16 protein-coding genes and 1 pseudogene are annotated in these 13,984 nt (G+C 64.5%); 13 read left to right on the top strand and 4 right to left on the bottom strand.

Annotation, left to right across the window (positions count from 1 at the left end):
* Positions 1 to 3 precede the first annotated feature (3 nt).
* Positions 4 to 336 (bottom strand): annotated as a pseudogene (locus tag LQ144_RS11770) (methyltransferase domain-containing protein); the annotation flags it as partial.
* A 93-nt stretch (positions 337 to 429) separates the two neighbouring features.
* Between LQ144_RS11770 and LQ144_RS11765 the strand changes: the two are divergent.
* From LQ144_RS11765 to LQ144_RS11755, 3 genes are all read left to right on the top strand, one after another.
* Positions 430 to 756 (top strand): YciI family protein, encoded by a 327-nt coding sequence (locus tag LQ144_RS11765; RefSeq protein ID WP_354962143.1) that lies wholly within the window; start codon positions 430 to 432, stop codon positions 754 to 756.
* A gap of 65 nt (positions 757 to 821) precedes the next feature.
* Positions 822 to 2,105, top strand: a complete 1,284-nt coding sequence (locus LQ144_RS11760; RefSeq protein ID WP_230118885.1) for an RNA polymerase sigma factor — start codon at positions 822 to 824, stop codon at positions 2,103 to 2,105.
* A 5-nt stretch (positions 2,106 to 2,110) separates the two neighbouring features.
* Positions 2,111 to 2,371 carry a YciI family protein gene (locus tag LQ144_RS11755; RefSeq protein ID WP_230118884.1) on the top strand — a complete coding sequence of 87 codons (261 nt, stop codon included), beginning with the start codon at positions 2,111 to 2,113 and terminating at the stop codon, positions 2,369 to 2,371.
* A 123-nt stretch (positions 2,372 to 2,494) separates the two neighbouring features.
* Here the strand turns inward: LQ144_RS11755 and LQ144_RS11750 are convergent, their stop codons facing one another.
* On the bottom strand, positions 2,495 to 2,842 hold the full coding sequence (locus LQ144_RS11750) for a metalloregulator ArsR/SmtB family transcription factor (RefSeq protein ID WP_230118883.1): 348 nt from the start codon (positions 2,840 to 2,842) through the stop codon (positions 2,495 to 2,497).
* 78 nt (positions 2,843 to 2,920) lie between these two features.
* Positions 2,921 to 3,661: an MIP/aquaporin family protein gene (locus LQ144_RS11745; RefSeq protein ID WP_230118882.1), complete on the bottom strand. Its 741-nt coding sequence runs from the start codon at positions 3,659 to 3,661 to the stop codon at positions 2,921 to 2,923.
* Positions 3,662 to 3,707: 46 nt separating this feature from the next.
* Here LQ144_RS11745 and LQ144_RS11740 point away from each other — a divergent pair, with 46 nt between their 5' ends.
* From LQ144_RS11740 to LQ144_RS11725, 4 genes are all read left to right on the top strand, one after another.
* Positions 3,708 to 4,382, top strand: coding sequence for a helix-turn-helix domain-containing protein (locus tag LQ144_RS11740; RefSeq protein ID WP_230118881.1), 675 nt, complete (start codon positions 3,708 to 3,710; stop codon positions 4,380 to 4,382).
* Between the two features lie 211 nt (positions 4,383 to 4,593).
* On the top strand, positions 4,594 to 5,016 hold the full coding sequence (locus tag LQ144_RS11735; RefSeq protein WP_230118880.1) for an arsenate reductase ArsC: 423 nt from the start codon (positions 4,594 to 4,596) through the stop codon (positions 5,014 to 5,016).
* Positions 5,017 to 5,263: 247 nt separating this feature from the next.
* Positions 5,264 to 6,649: an FAD-dependent oxidoreductase gene (locus LQ144_RS11730; RefSeq protein ID WP_230118879.1), complete on the top strand. Its 1,386-nt coding sequence runs from the start codon at positions 5,264 to 5,266 to the stop codon at positions 6,647 to 6,649.
* A gap of 55 nt (positions 6,650 to 6,704) precedes the next feature.
* Positions 6,705 to 7,139 carry a low molecular weight phosphatase family protein gene (locus tag LQ144_RS11725; protein WP_230118878.1) on the top strand — a complete coding sequence of 145 codons (435 nt, stop codon included), beginning with the start codon at positions 6,705 to 6,707 and terminating at the stop codon, positions 7,137 to 7,139.
* A 67-nt stretch (positions 7,140 to 7,206) separates the two neighbouring features.
* Here the strand turns inward: LQ144_RS11725 and LQ144_RS11720 are convergent, their stop codons facing one another.
* A complete protein-coding gene (locus LQ144_RS11720) occupies positions 7,207 to 7,833 on the bottom strand; it encodes a GntR family transcriptional regulator (RefSeq protein ID WP_230118877.1) in 627 nt (208 codons plus the stop codon).
* 112 nt (positions 7,834 to 7,945) lie between these two features.
* Here LQ144_RS11720 and LQ144_RS11715 point away from each other — a divergent pair, with 112 nt between their 5' ends.
* The 6 genes from LQ144_RS11715 (at position 7,946) to LQ144_RS11690 (ending at position 13,836) form a co-directional block, all read left to right on the top strand.
* The gene (locus tag LQ144_RS11715; RefSeq protein ID WP_230118876.1) at positions 7,946 to 8,992 is read left to right on the top strand and encodes a succinylglutamate desuccinylase/aspartoacylase family protein; all 1,047 of its coding nucleotides are present in this window, start codon (positions 7,946 to 7,948) and stop codon (positions 8,990 to 8,992) included.
* The gene (locus LQ144_RS11710) at positions 8,979 to 9,923 is read left to right on the top strand and encodes an ABC transporter substrate-binding protein (protein ID WP_230118875.1); all 945 of its coding nucleotides are present in this window, start codon (positions 8,979 to 8,981) and stop codon (positions 9,921 to 9,923) included. Before LQ144_RS11715 ends, LQ144_RS11710 begins: the two co-directional genes overlap by 14 nt.
* Positions 9,924 to 9,931: 8 nt before the next feature.
* Positions 9,932 to 10,858 carry an amino acid ABC transporter permease gene (locus LQ144_RS11705; RefSeq protein WP_230118874.1) on the top strand — a complete coding sequence of 309 codons (927 nt, stop codon included), beginning with the start codon at positions 9,932 to 9,934 and terminating at the stop codon, positions 10,856 to 10,858.
* Entirely contained in the window at positions 10,855 to 11,658 is an 804-nt protein-coding gene (locus tag LQ144_RS11700; RefSeq protein WP_290369763.1) for an amino acid ABC transporter ATP-binding protein, read from the top strand. The genes LQ144_RS11705 and LQ144_RS11700 overlap by 4 nt, the downstream gene beginning before the upstream one ends.
* A gap of 215 nt (positions 11,659 to 11,873) precedes the next feature.
* Entirely contained in the window at positions 11,874 to 13,238 is a 1,365-nt protein-coding gene (locus LQ144_RS11695) for a DJ-1/PfpI family protein (RefSeq protein ID WP_230118873.1), read from the top strand.
* Between the two features lie 211 nt (positions 13,239 to 13,449).
* Positions 13,450 to 13,836 (top strand): hypothetical protein, encoded by a 387-nt coding sequence (locus tag LQ144_RS11690; protein WP_230118872.1) that lies wholly within the window; start codon positions 13,450 to 13,452, stop codon positions 13,834 to 13,836.
* Positions 13,837 to 13,984: the final 148 nt, after the last annotated feature.

Raw genomic sequence — 13,984 nt, 5'->3', positions numbered from 1 at the left:
CCCTCAGCGTGCGGAGAGCCGGTATACAGACACGTGACTGGGAGACTCCGCGGTGAAGTCGCTGCGGTCCCAGCCCGCCCACCTGGATTCCAGTTCAAACCCGGCTAGCCGCGCCATGAGATCGAGCTCGCTGGGCCAGATGTACCGGTGTGGTGTCCGTCCGATCCGTGCATCCCGCCCATCCGCCGCTGCCTCGGTCATGTCGCCCTGAACAACGGGAATCTGGTCCTCTCCGACCTTCTCACGTAGACGGGCGATCATCGCGTGAGACAGTTCTACGCCGCTGACCTGGACCCCCGCCTCTGAGAGGGGGATGGCGACACGACCCGTGCCGACCTCAAAAGAATTTCTCACCCACTGTCCTTTTGGCGACATCCCGGTCGTCGTACTGGTGTATCAACCTCTAAAGAAGGAGTCATCGTGGAGTACATGCTGTTTATCTGTAGCGATCCCACAGCGCCGAAATATGTGGCAGCGGAGGACAACATCGTCGAATGGGGGGCCGAAATGGAGGCCAGGGGCGTCAGCCGCCACGGTGACAGGCTGCGCCCTGTCGAGGACGCAACCACCGTCACGGTGCGCGCGGGCGAAGTGGTCGTCTCGGACGGGCCGTTCGCCGAGACGAAGGAATGGATCGCGGGCTATGACATCATCGCCTGTACCGATCTCGATGAGGCTATCGAGGTGGCGTCCAAACACCCCATGGCAAGATTTGGCAAGATCGAGATCAGGCCGGTGTGGCCGCTCGGGGAGTAGCCATCCGCCTGGTGGCCTGTACTGATGATCGAGGGAGGGATGAAGTGGTGCCAGAGCCCTCCGACGTGCAGACCGCCATCGAAACCGCCTCCGCGCTGGAGACCGCGCGAATCACCGCAACCCTCATTCGCGTGACGGGCGACTGGAGCCTGGCCGAGGATTGTGTCCAGGATGCGTTCGCGCGTGCCCTGGTTGACTGGCCGATGCGCGGCATTCCGAGGAACCCCGCGGCGTGGCTGACAACCGTTGCCAGGAACAGGGCGATCGACCGGATGCGGAGTGCGGCCAGCGAAAAGAGGGCGGTGCGTGAGCTCGCTATTCTCACTGCGCTCGAAGGGCTGGAAGGCGAGGCCGAGAGCGATCCGGCGGCCGACGACGACCGGTTGCGGCTGATTTACACCTGTTGCCACCCTGCCCTCCCGCTCGATGCCCGGGTGGCGTTGACCTTGCGCACCGTCGCGGGACTGACGACCGGTGAGATCGCGCGCGCGTTCCTTGTCTCCGAAGCCACGATGTCGAAAAGGCTCGTCAGGGCCCGTGCCAAGATACGGGATGCAGGCATCCCGTATCGCGTGCCGCCGCCGGAGCTGATATCCGAACGCACGGCCGGGATCCTGGCCGTGCTGTATCTGATGTTCAACGAAGGCTATTCGGCCACCGGCAGCAACTCCTTAATCCGCGAGCCGCTTGTCCGGGAAGCGATTCGCCTGACCCGGTTGCTGGCTGCGTTGCTCGACGGGTCCCCACAAGAACCAGAAGCTCTGGGTCTCCTGGCGCTCATGCTGTTCCACCATGCCAGGCGAAGGACGCGAACAGACGCCGCAGGGGACTTGGTGACGCTGGAGGAGCAGGACCGCCAATCATGGGATAGGGCCGCGGTTGCAGAGGCTGTGGCGCTGCTGGCGGCCGCCGATCAAATGGCCATTTCACGCCGTTCCCAGCCCGGAAGTTACCGCATCCAGGCGGCCATTGCTGCCTGCCACATGACAGCCAGCAGTTCCGGCACAACAGACTTCGGCCAGGTGGCCTTGCTCTATGACCACCTGGCGCAGATTGCACCGTCACCGGTCATCGAGCTCAACCGTGCCGTCGCCGTCGCGATGTCCCAAGGACCGGAGGCAGGGCTTGCCCTTATCGACCAGCTTGACCTGACACGGTCGCTGGCGGGCTACTACCTTCTGCCCGCCGCGAAAGCCGATCTCCTGCGGCGCCTTGGCCGAAAGACAGAGGCCGGCCGCGAATATCAGCGGGCCCGGGAACTCGCACCGTCCGAGGTCGAGCGGCGCTACCTTACCAAACGCCTGGCGGAGACTACTGCCGGGTCCCCGTCGTCATCTGAATACAGCTAGAACAAGTGCCCGCTTTGCAAAAGGAACTCAGAGCCTCCGGAGAGTTCGTGGAAGCCCATGAACTCGATGAAGAGGCGAAGTTCGTAAGAATGGACGGCGGCAGGCGCTCTGTGACCGACGGTCCGTTCATCGAATCGAAGGAAATCGTGGCCGGCTACTACATCGTCGACTGCGTGGACATGGACCGCGCCGTGGAAATTGCCGGCAAATTCGGAGAGGCCAAACTGTGGCCGATCGAGGTACGCCGCATCGACCCGGTGACCTGACACCAGGCAAGAAATCAGCGGTAGGTGGCAGGGAACCGGCCCCGTGCCTCGTTCAGAGGGCCGGGGAGCGGCGTACGTCCGGCGAGTCGGCTGGTTCCATGGCCCGGATCGCCACGGGCAAGGTCATAGCTTTGCGAGGATGCCGGCGACGTCGTCCAGGGCGCCGGGGGCAAGGGAGAAGTAGGCCCAGGTGCCGCGCTTTTCGCGGTGCAGCAGTCCGGCTTCGACCAGGACCTTCAGGTGGTGGGACACGGTGGGCTGGCTCAGGTCCAGCGGATCGGTCAGGTCACACACGCAGGTCGCCCCGGAGGATGAGGCCTTGATGATGGAGAGCAGCCGGAGCCGGTTCGGGTCGGCCAGCGCCTTGAAGACCACGGCCTGTTGCTTGGCCTCTTCAGGGCCCAGGGCCGGCGCCGATGCCGGCGCGCAGCATTCATCCGTGGCCGGCTCGAGAATGGGCAGCAAGTTCATGTACCCCATTATGCGCCAATATAGACGTTCATCAATGTAGAGATCCTGGAGCAGGCCGCATGCCTGCCGCGGCCAGGGCTAGGGGCTGGTCTTTTCTGCTTCGTGCGGAAGTACGACGTCGTCGGCGGTGCGGGCTGCCGAGGGGAACAGGAGGAGCAGGAGGCCCAGGCCTGCTGCCGCGCCAATGAGCTGCGCGACGACGAAGCCTGGCACGGAGGCCGGTGCGATGCCGGCGAAGGTGTCGCTGAAGATGCGGCCGACTGTCACCGCGGGGTTCGCGAACGACGTCGAGGATGTGAACCAATATGCGGCTCCGATGTAGGCGCCCACCGCCGGCGCGGCAAGAACGCCCCGCTTCGTGGCGGCAAGTGTGAAGATCAGCAAAATGAGCCCGGCGGTCGCCACAACTTCCCCGAGCAGATGCCCGCCGGTGGCGCGGTCCTTGAAGGAGATGGAGGTCCCCACCTCAAACATGGCATTCGCGAGGACGCTGCCGCTGATCGCACCCAGCGTCTGTGCAACCACATAGGTGCCGAACTCCGGCAGGGTCAGTCCCGAGCCGCTGCGCCGGCCCAGGATCCAGTCCACGAGTGAGACCACTGGATTGAAGTGCGCCCCACTCACGGGCCCGAACATCAGGATCAGCACGGTCAAACCGAGCACGGTGGCGGTGCTGTTCTGCAGCAGCTGCAGGCCCACGTCATTGGGGGAGAGCTGCTGCGCCGCGATCCCCGAGCCCACGACGATCATCACGAGCAAGCTCGTGCCAAGCAGTTCGGCGACGGCGCGGCGCCACAACGGCGGCTGGTTTGAAGTCATGGCACCAAGCTTGACCGATGAAATTAACTCAGTCAAAATTGAGTCAATGAAGACTGAGTCAGTGGATGCTTTTCAGGCGCGGGTGGCCAAGCATGCGGCCCTCGCGGATCCTGCGCGGCTGCGCATCGTCGACCTGTTGACCCTGGGGGACGTCTCTCCGACGGAACTGCAGGCGGAGCTGGGGATGCCCTCGAACCTGCTTTCCCACCATTTGCGCACCCTGGAAGGAGCGGGCCTGGCAACCCGCCACCGCTCGGAGGCCGACAGGCGCCGCAGCTATATCCGGCTTGCCGCCGGTGCACTGGAAGGCCTCGCGCCCGGTGTTGAACACGGCGCAAGGCGTGTGCTGTTCGTCTGCACCCGGAACAGCGCCCGGTCCCAGTTGGCCGCCGCCCTCTGGCCGCAGGTCAGTGGAATCCCATCGGCCTCGGCGGGAACGCACCCCGCGGACAGCATCGCTCAGGGAGCCATCGACGTCGCAGGCCGGCATGGGCTCACCATCGCAAAGCGTTCCCCGCGGAGGCTGGACCAGGTGGCCGGTGACGGGGACTTCGTCGTGACCGTGTGCGACAACGCCCACGAGGAACTTACCGGCCTCGGCGGCGTCCACTGGTCGGTGCCGGATCCGCTGCGGCTCAACACTGAGGAAGCCTTCGAGAACGCCTTCGCCGACCTCTCCCACCGCATTAGCGACCTGGCACCCCGGATGCACGCCGCCTAGCCCCGGGCGGTCTCCGGCACAGAACGGCGAACTCTGGCGGGCAGGACCGGCAATAAACCCGCTTCGCCGTGAATATTGACAATCATCAATCTATTGTCCGATACTCCATATATCGATCAACATCAATATCTTATGAGCGACGCAAAGGCTTCGGGCGTGACGACCTCAAGCAGACCCTCTCGCCCATCCCTAACTGATTCCAGGAGAAACAGTGAGCACCGAATCCGCCAAGAAGCCCTCCGTCCTCTTCGTGTGCGTGCACAATGCCGGCCGTTCCCAGATGGCCGCCGCCTTCCTGACCAGCCTCTCCAAGGGGGCCATCGAGGTCCGTTCCGCCGGATCCCAGCCTGCAGACAAGATCAACCCCGCCGCCGTCGAGGCTATGGCCGAGGCGGGCATCGACATGTCCGCCGAGGTCCCGAAGGTCCTCACCACCGAGGCCGTGAAGGAATCGGACGTCGTGATCACCATGGGCTGCGGGGATGAATGCCCGTACTTCCCGGGCAAACGCTACGAGGACTGGGTGCTGGAAGACCCGGCCGGCCAGGGCGTCGACGCCGTCCGTCCGATCCGTGACGAGATCAAGACCCGCATCGAGGGCCTGATCGAGTCCCTCATCCCAGCTGCCAAGTAACCGGCCCGGGACGACGCGGACAGTATCGCCGCGGCCTTGGTGGAGGAACCCACCCACGCCTGAAACCCGGACAAGGGGAGGAGGTGAGCTGAATGACCACCGGATGCTGCGGCGGCGACTCGGGTTGCTGCGACGACGATCAGGACTGCTGCTGACGCCCCGCTGCCTGCCGGTCCCTTCAAGCGATGGGACCGGCGGGCCCCGCCCGTACTTGAACCGCCACACCCGCCGAACGAAAGAGGACAGCATGGATTCGACAAACAGCCTTCCCGTTGCAGTGATCGGCGCCGGCCCGGTGGGCCTGGCCGCTGCGGCCCACCTGCTGGAGCGCGGCCTGGAGCCGCTGGTCTTCGAGGCGGGACCGACGGCGGGCGCGGCCATCGAGCAGTGGCGCCACATCAGGCTGTTTTCACCATGGCGGTACAACCTCGACGCCGCCGCCCTCCGCCTGCTGGAAGCGTCCGGCTGGGAATCACCCCGGCCCACCGCCCTGCCGTACGGCGGCGAACTCATCGACAACTACCTCGAGCCCGTCGCCGCGCTGCCGGAGATCGCCTCCCGGCTGCAAACCGGCGCGCGCGTCGTCGCTGTGACACGGCAGGGCCTGGACAAGACCCACGCCCGCAACCGTGACACCACACCCTTCACCGTCCGGGTCGACCACGCCGACGGCGAAACGCGCGACCACGCCGTGGCTGCAGTCATCGATGCCTCCGGAACCTGGTCCCGCCGCAATCCGCTGGGCACGTCCGGCCTGTCCGCGATCGGCGAGGACGCCGCAGCGGGCCGGATCTCCGCGCCGCTTCCCGACGTCACCGGGCGCGACCGCGCCGCCTTCACGGGGCGCCGAGTCCTGGTGGTTGGCGCCGGGCACTCCGCCGCGAACACCCTCATCAGCCTGGCCGACCTCGCGAAGGAGGAGCCGGACACCACGATCCTGTGGGCGCTCCGGGGCCACTCCGCGTCGAAGGTCTACGGCGGCGGTGACGCCGACGGGCTTCCCGCACGCGGCCAGCTCGGCGGTCGGGTCCGGCGGCTCGTGGAGGCCGGAACAATCGAACTGCACACCGGCTTCGGCATCGCTTCCCTCAAAACACTGGATTCCGGCGTGACCGTCGAAGCCGTTGACGGCCGCACTCTCGACGCCGACATCGTGGTGCCCTGCACCGGCTTCCGCCCGGACCTGGACATCCTGCGCGAACTCCGGCTCAACCTGGACCCTGCCGTCGAGGCTCCGGTGGAGTTGGGCCCCCTGATCGACCCCGAATTCCACTCCTGCGGCACAGTCCCTCCGCACGGCGCCAAGGTCCTGGCCCACCCGGAGAAGGACTTCTACATGGTGGGCATGAAGTCCTACGGACGGGCACCGACCTTCCTGCTGGCCACCGGCTATGAACAGGTCCGCTCCGTCGTGGCCGCCCTCGCCGGGGACCGCGAAGCCGCGGACACCGTCCACCTCGAACTCCCCGAGACCGGCGTCTGCTCCACCGATGCCGGCGCCAGCTGTGACGTCCCGGCCACTGGGACAATGTTAGGAGCGGCCTCCGTGGAGAGCGGCTGCTGCGGCACACCCGAACCGGTGCTGGTCGGTTTCCCCACCGGACTGACCCACGGCCGCTCCGGCATCAACTGACGCAAACCCGTTCCATCCACTTGGTCGACTCACACACAAAGGAAACAAAGCACTCATGACCCCTGAAACACCCGGTACACACAAGACCCCTGCCGTGCTCTTCGTCTGCAGCAAGAACGGCGGCAAATCCCAGCTCGCCGCCGGCCTGATGAACCAGCTCGCCAACGGGGCCGTCAGCGTCTACTCGGCAGGCACCAAGCCCGGCAAGTCCCTTAACCCGCAGGCCGTGGAGTCCCTAACCGAACTCGGCGTCGACATCACCGGCGAACACCCCAAGCCGGTCGCGGACGAGATGCTGGACGCCGTCGACGTGGTGGTGGTGCTGGGAACCGAGGCGAAGCTCGAACCCCGCGACGGTACCCGCTTTGAGGTCTGGGAAACAGACGAACCCTCCGAACGCGGCATTGAAGGAATGGAACGGATGCGCCTTGTCCGGGACGACATCAAGGCCCGGGTCCAGAAGCTCTACGCGGAGATCGCCGGGAACTAGCCAGGCCCACCTCTGCAGGGTCACCCCATCGAAGCAGCTATAACTGAGGCTGGAATGTACTTCCCGGTCAGTCTTTCTCGTGACACAGATCCAACAAGGGGATCAGTGTTTCGAGGTCGTTTGCGCGGGCCGCAGCCAGGATCTCCCGGTGGGCGCCTGCCACGCGCTCAAGCTTGGCCTCATCCAGAGGATACGAGCGGCTGATGAGCCGCTGAACCGGGTTATCCCACACGGATTCGAGTGTTTTCAGCAGAAACCCGTTGGGCGCCGGTGCCGCCAGGCCCAAATGGAACGCCCGCGTGGCGGTAAACAGTTCCTCTGGATCGGCGCTTGCCGCGCCCTCCGCGATGAGCAACTCAAGCCGCGCAAGCTGAAGGTCCGTGTACCTGGCACCGCATTGCCTGATGGCCATAACCTCAAGAGCCTTGCGGACTTCGTAAACTTCCTCGACGGCTGAGCGGGTCAGTGTGGTCGCGAAAAAGCCGGCCCCCGGGACCAGGGTGGCGAGTCCTTCATGGACCAAACGGTTCAGCGCATCGCGGACCGGGGTGCGGGAAACACCATATTCTTCAGCCAGTTGTTCCTGGACCAGAGGAGCGCCAGGTTCGACCACGCCATTGACGATCTCATTGCTGATCCTGTCGTAGACGTACTCGCTCAGCGGCCGCATCCCCTTGGCAGCTTGCGCAGCCATTCGCCTCATCCCCTCACCGGTATCAAAACTCATTTAATCCTACGTGCTTTACATCACAGGATTCACTGTATACAGTGAATCCAATCCTACCAACCCCGACGAAAGTTGCCCAATGAGCCTGCACATTCCCCGCATACGCGGCATCGATTTTGCCGCCGCCGGCAAACAGTTGGGCTACCTGGAGATTGAGCATTCGGACAACGAAAATGACGCTGCAGTCATCCCCTCGCCCATCGCCGTCCTGAGCGGCGGAGACGGCCCCACGGTCCTCCTGATCGCCGGCACGCACGGTGACGAATATGAAGGCCAGATCCTGCTCCAGGAGCTCATCCGTTCCCTGCACCCGGACGACGTCACCGGGAGATTGATCATTCTGCCCGCCCTCAACATTGCAGCCGTCCGCGAAGGACGCCGCGTTTCCAGCGTGGACAAGGTCAATCTCAACCGCGCCCTCCCGGGCCGCGCCGACGGCGGACCCGCGGAGCAGATCGCCTCGCTTATCGCCGGGGAACTCATCCCCATGGTGGACTTCGTCATGGACATCCACTCAGGGGGCATCGCCTCCGAATATGTTCCGTCCGCGTTCGTCTACCAGGGACCGACGCCGGAGCTATGGGCCGAGAAGACAGCGGCCGTCGCCGCGTTCAACCCCCCATATTCGGTGGTGGTGAAGCCCATGCTGAAGGCAGGCTCCATCAGCGGCGCCGCCGACCAGGCGGGCGTACCGATGATCTCGACCGAACTCGGTGGCAGGGGAACCGTATCCTTGCCGATCCTCAACAGGGCCAGGACGGGACTTCGCTCGCTGCTTGGCCACTGGGGAGTACTCAAGGACGCATCCTCCGCCGGCGGTTCGTCCGACGCCGAAGCCCCGATCCGGTGGGTTGAACTCACCGCACAATCCCCGGTCCATTCCACGATGGCCGGCCTCTTCGAACCGGTAGTCGACCTTGGCCAGAAGGTCAGGGCTGGCGACCTCGTGGCCCGGGTTCACTCGGTTGAAGAACTCGACCGGCCCTCACAAGACTTCTTTGCACCCATTGACGGGGTAGTTGCAATCGTTCGGCATCCCGCTCTCGTCAATGTCGGCACCACAGTGGTCAACATCGCCGTTGACCACGGAACAACCTATCCGGAAGGCAATCATGAACCGTCCTAGATACATCTCCATAGGCACCCTCCTACTGGCGGCCGCCGTCGGGCTCACCGGCTGCACCACTGCTTCACTCGACGCCGGCAAAGAAGCCGCGGTCAATTCCATTCCCGGCAAAGACGCAGCCATTCCAGCGGCGCCGTTCAACCAGGCCGCAGCGAATCTCTTGCCCGCGGACGTCAAGACCAAAGGCACACTGGTGGTTGGCACGGACCCCACCTTCTCCCCATATGAGTTCTACGCGGCTGACAGCAAGACGGTTGTCGGCTGGGACGCAGACTTTGCGAAAGCCGTTGGCGAGACGCTGGGACTCGAAGCGAAAATGGTTCCGGCGACCTTTGACACCATCCTCCCGGGCGTGAGCTCGAACAAGTACGACGTCGGCATCTCGGGCTTCAACGTCACGGCCGAGCGCAAGCTGAACGCCGATTTCGCCTCCTACCAAAGCAGTGGCTCCGGCCTCGCGGTCAAGACGGGCAATCCCAAGAAATTGGCCCTCGACGCCATGAAGCTGTGCGGCACCAAGGTGGGCGGCGAAAAGGGAACCACACAGGGGATCGAGACCCTTCCGGCGTTTTCCAAGCAGTGCGTCGACGCTGGCAAGGCGCCGATCGACATTCAGCTCTTTCCCTCCCAGAACGAAGCCAACCTGGCCCTCATCTCCGGGCGCGTAGACAGCGTCCTGTCAGGTCTTGTCGGCATGAGCTACGCAAGCAAGCTTTCCGGCGGTGCCTTCGAGCTCGCCAGCAATCAGGACTTCGAACCGACCCCGGTCGGTATCGCCATGCCGAAGGGTTCGGCTCTGACCAAAGCAATAGTTGCGGCCGTCAGGGCGCTGATCGCAGGCGAAACCTATAAGGCGATCAACACGAAGTACGGCATCCCGGACTCCGTGACCATCAGCGCTGACGCCGTGGACGCGAGCGGAGTGAAATGAGCAGCCTGATGAGTCTCCCCAAGGTGGGGACCACCCGCGGACAGTTCACCGTGGTGTCAGCCAGGCACCCGTGGCGATGGGTGGCTGGTACCGCGGTCGCCGCCGTCGTCGTCTTGCTGCTTGTTTCAGCGGTAAGCAATCCCCGTTTCGGCTGGGACAAAGTGGCCCTGTATTTCCGCGACGTCGCCATCATCAACGGGATCGGTATCACGCTGTTTCTGACGGTGGTTTGCATGGCAGCCGGCGTTGGGTTGGGCGTAGTGCTTGCGGTCATGCAGCTCTCGGCAAACCCGGTGGTCAAGGCCTCGGCAAGCGCCTACGTGACGATCTTCCGCGGCACGCCTGTCCTGGTGCAGCTGTTGTTCTGGTTCAACTTGTCGGCGCTGTATCCGGAGATCACCTTCGGCATCCCGGGCGTGAGCCTGGACGCCAACCAGATCATCACACCCCTCGCCGCGGCGGTCCTTGGCCTGGGCCTCAACGAGGCCGCCTACATGTCGGAGATCGTGCGGGCAGGAATCCAGTCCATCGACCAAGGCCAAGGCGAGGCGGCGGGTGCCCTCGGCATGTCCCGCATCCAGACCCTCACCCGGGTGATCCTGCCGCAGGCCATGCGCGTCATCATCCCGCCCACGGGCAACGAGTTCATTGGCATGCTCAAGATGACTTCGCTGGTCAGTGTGCTGGCAGTCCCCGAGCTCCTGTACTCAGCCCAGATCATCTATTCGAAGAATCTGCAGGTGGTCCCTCTGCTCCTGGTAGCCAGCATCTGGTACATCATCGTCACCACGGTGTTTTCGGTGGGCCAAGGTTACTTGGAGCGGCATTTCGCGCGGGGCACATCCCGGTCCGCCCCGCCGACCGCAGCTGCGCGGCTGCGCAAATTCTTCACCGTTCACTCCGCTCAAGGCTCAGGAAAGGCCGGGCAATCATGACCATCAACACAACCATGCCCCTGCCATCGTCACCGGAGCGGCTCCCGCTGGTACGCGCGGAAGGCGTACGAAAAAGCTTCGGGGACAACGAGGTCCTCAAGGGCATCGACCTGCACGTCCAAAGCGGCGAAGTGGTCTGCCTCATCGGCGCCTCCGGCTCCGGGAAAAGCACCTTCCTCCGCTGCGTGAACCACCTGGAGAAGATCGACGGCGGCCTGCTGTGGGTCGCGGACAGGGCGGTGGGCTACCGGATCAAGGGCGACAAGCTCCACGAACAGTCCCACAACGAAATCTGCGCCGACCGCACCGATATCGGGATGGTTTTCCAGCACTTCAACCTTTTCCCGCACATGACCGTGCTGGAAAACCTCATGGAAGCCCCGCTCAGGGTGCTCAAGCAGCGCAAGGCGGATGTCCGCCGTCGAGCACTGGATTTGCTGGAAAAGGTAGGCCTGTCGGAGAAAGCGGATGCCTACCCGCGGCACCTCTCGGGCGGGCAGCAGCAGCGCGTGGCGATCGCCCGGGCGCTCTGCATGCAACCGAAACTGATGCTGTTCGATGAGCCGACGTCGGCGCTGGATCCTGAGCTGGTGGGCGAGGTCCTCAGGGTCATGAAGGACCTGGCCCGAACGGGAATGACCATGATCGTCGTGACGCACGAAATGGGATTCGCGCGGGACGTGGCCGACCGCGTGGTGTTCATGCACGGCGGCCGGATCATTGAGGAAGGTCCCGCAGAGGCCGTCATTGGCAACCCGCAGCATGAGCGGACCCGGGCGTTCTTGTCTGCCGTGCTCTAGTCATGGCGCTGCCGGCAGAACCCGCCGTCGGAGGTGGGCGGTTCCGCCGCCGGCGGGTTCGCCGGGCTGCCACGCGTAGTACCTGGGTACAGGTTGTACCGGCTGGGGAATGTCCCGTCGGCTGACGCCTGTGAAGGCGGGGATCCGTAGCGTGAAAGAGCAACCAGCCACACAGGTTGGCGGCCCCACACCTTCCCCGGAATCGAGACTCATCCATGGTTTCCCGTTCAAAACGCGTTATGTACGCCGCCCTCTCGGTCGGGTTGTCCCTCCTCACGGTAGTCGTGCTGGCAGTCGCCGGCGGAGGGGTGGCGGAGGCAGAAAGCCACGTCGCGCCGCCCATTCAAGGCCTGAACGAACTCCCTGCGAATCGTCCCTCATTCTCCGGCGCGATGGTTGTGGCCGTTGTCCTGGGCTCGTCGGGCACCGTGGGCAGCGACGTTCTGGCTCCCTACGAAGTGTTTGCCAGCTCCCCGAATTTCTCCGTCTACACAGTCGCAGCGCAGTCTGCCCCTGCGCCAATTGACGGAGGTCCGGCGATAGTGCCCACGTACACGTTCGAGGACATTACATCGGGCAGGGCCCGGCAGCCCGACGTCGTCGTTGTCCCGGCCGTCGGTGCCCCGGAGGGGCCAGAGGAAACCGCAATGCGGGAGTGGATCGTGGAGCAATCAGGTCGGGGTGCCCGCATCCTGGGCGTCTGCAACGGATCGAGCGTACTGGCCGAGACCGGCCTCTTGAGCGGCCGAAGGGCGACAAGCCATTGGTCACGTCTGGGTGCTCTGAAGAAGAGTCATCCGGAGGTCCAATGGACGGGAGGTCTGCGGTACGTTCAGGACGGCATGATCACCACCACTGCCGGTGTTACGTCCGGTATCCCGGGCGCGCTGAAAGTCATGGAGGATCTGGCGGGGGCTGAGGAGGCCGACCGGGTTGGCCGGCTGGTGGACTACCCGGGCTGGTCCACCGGGGCGGCAGCTGAGATACCCGTCCAGTCCTTCGACGCCGGGGACATTCCCGTCGGACTCAACGCCCTCATTCCGTGGTTCCGGCCGACGATCGGCGTCGGGCTCTTCAATGGAGTAGGCGAAATTGACGTCGCCAGCGCATTCGAGGTCTACAACATGTCCTTCGCCGCCCGGGCGGTGGCCGTCGGCGCCACGAACACGGTCACCACCAAACACGGGTTGGTTCTGCTGACTGTCCCGGAACGGCAGGCACCTCCGGTGGACAGGGTCATTGCTCCCGGGGCGGTGGGGGACCGGGGTATCGACCCGCAGTTGAGGGACTGGGCTGCATCCCGCAACGTGCCCGTCGATGCTCTCCGGGGCACCGACGGAATGTTCGGATTCGACGGCGCGCTCGAATACTTGGCGCGGCATACCGACCGTGCCACGGCGCTGTCCGCGGCGAAGATGATCGACTATCCCACGGCGCATCTGAAGCTTCCGGCCGGAGGAACGCCTGCCCGGGTTCCTGTCTTGCTCGCGCTCGGCCTGCTCCTCGCCATTCTCGCCGGTTCCCTGCCGGCGATCATAGGAACCCTTGTCCGCCGCCGGGCACAGGGGCGGATGACATGACGCCGGGTCCCTACCTTCTTCGGACTAGGACAGCCGGGACGATGATGTCTCTCAGCCATGCAACAATGATCCCGCTGATGGCGGTTGCGATGATTCTCCGCTTTCGCGAATATGCCCGCCACAGCCACAGCCACAGCCACGAGCACAGGGCGCGACGCCGAGGGGTCAGCAAGTGGAGGAACCACCACATCCGCGCACTCAGGGGGAAATAATGATCACCATCGCAGCACCCGCAATACTCGCCTGCGTGCTTCTGGCCGGCCTGACCATCTTCCAGGGCGCGCTTATCGCCGGGGCTCCGCTCGGGAGGATGGCCTGGGGCGGACAACACCGTGTCCTCCCGACCAACCTCAGAATCGGGAGCGCGGTATCCCTAGGCGTGTATGCTCTCTTCGCCTATGCCGCGCTGGCCAAGGCCGGCCTCGTCCCGGCGTTGGTCAGCGAATCCTTTACTTCCATCACCATGTGGGTGATGACGGCATACTTCGCCCTCGGCGTCCTCATGAACGGGATCTCCCGCAGCAAACCCGAACGCCTCGTCATGACCCCCACCACAGCTGCGCTCGCAGCCCTCTACCTGGTCCTTGCACTCCACTAGTTTTCGACGGCGGGCTGCATCACCGGCCACCTGTGTTCAGCCACAGCGGTACACAGCACCTACTTAAGTGAAGACCGAAGGACCCTTATGCACTCCACGCCGGGTACAGTCCGGAGCATGACCGGGACGGGGGACGCTGAGCGTCGGG

It is taken from the genome of Arthrobacter sp. Bi83 (genome assembly GCF_918698095.1).
Lineage (GTDB): Bacteria > Actinomycetota > Actinomycetes > Actinomycetales > Micrococcaceae > Arthrobacter.
This window is presented reverse-complemented; position numbering and strand designations above follow the sequence as displayed.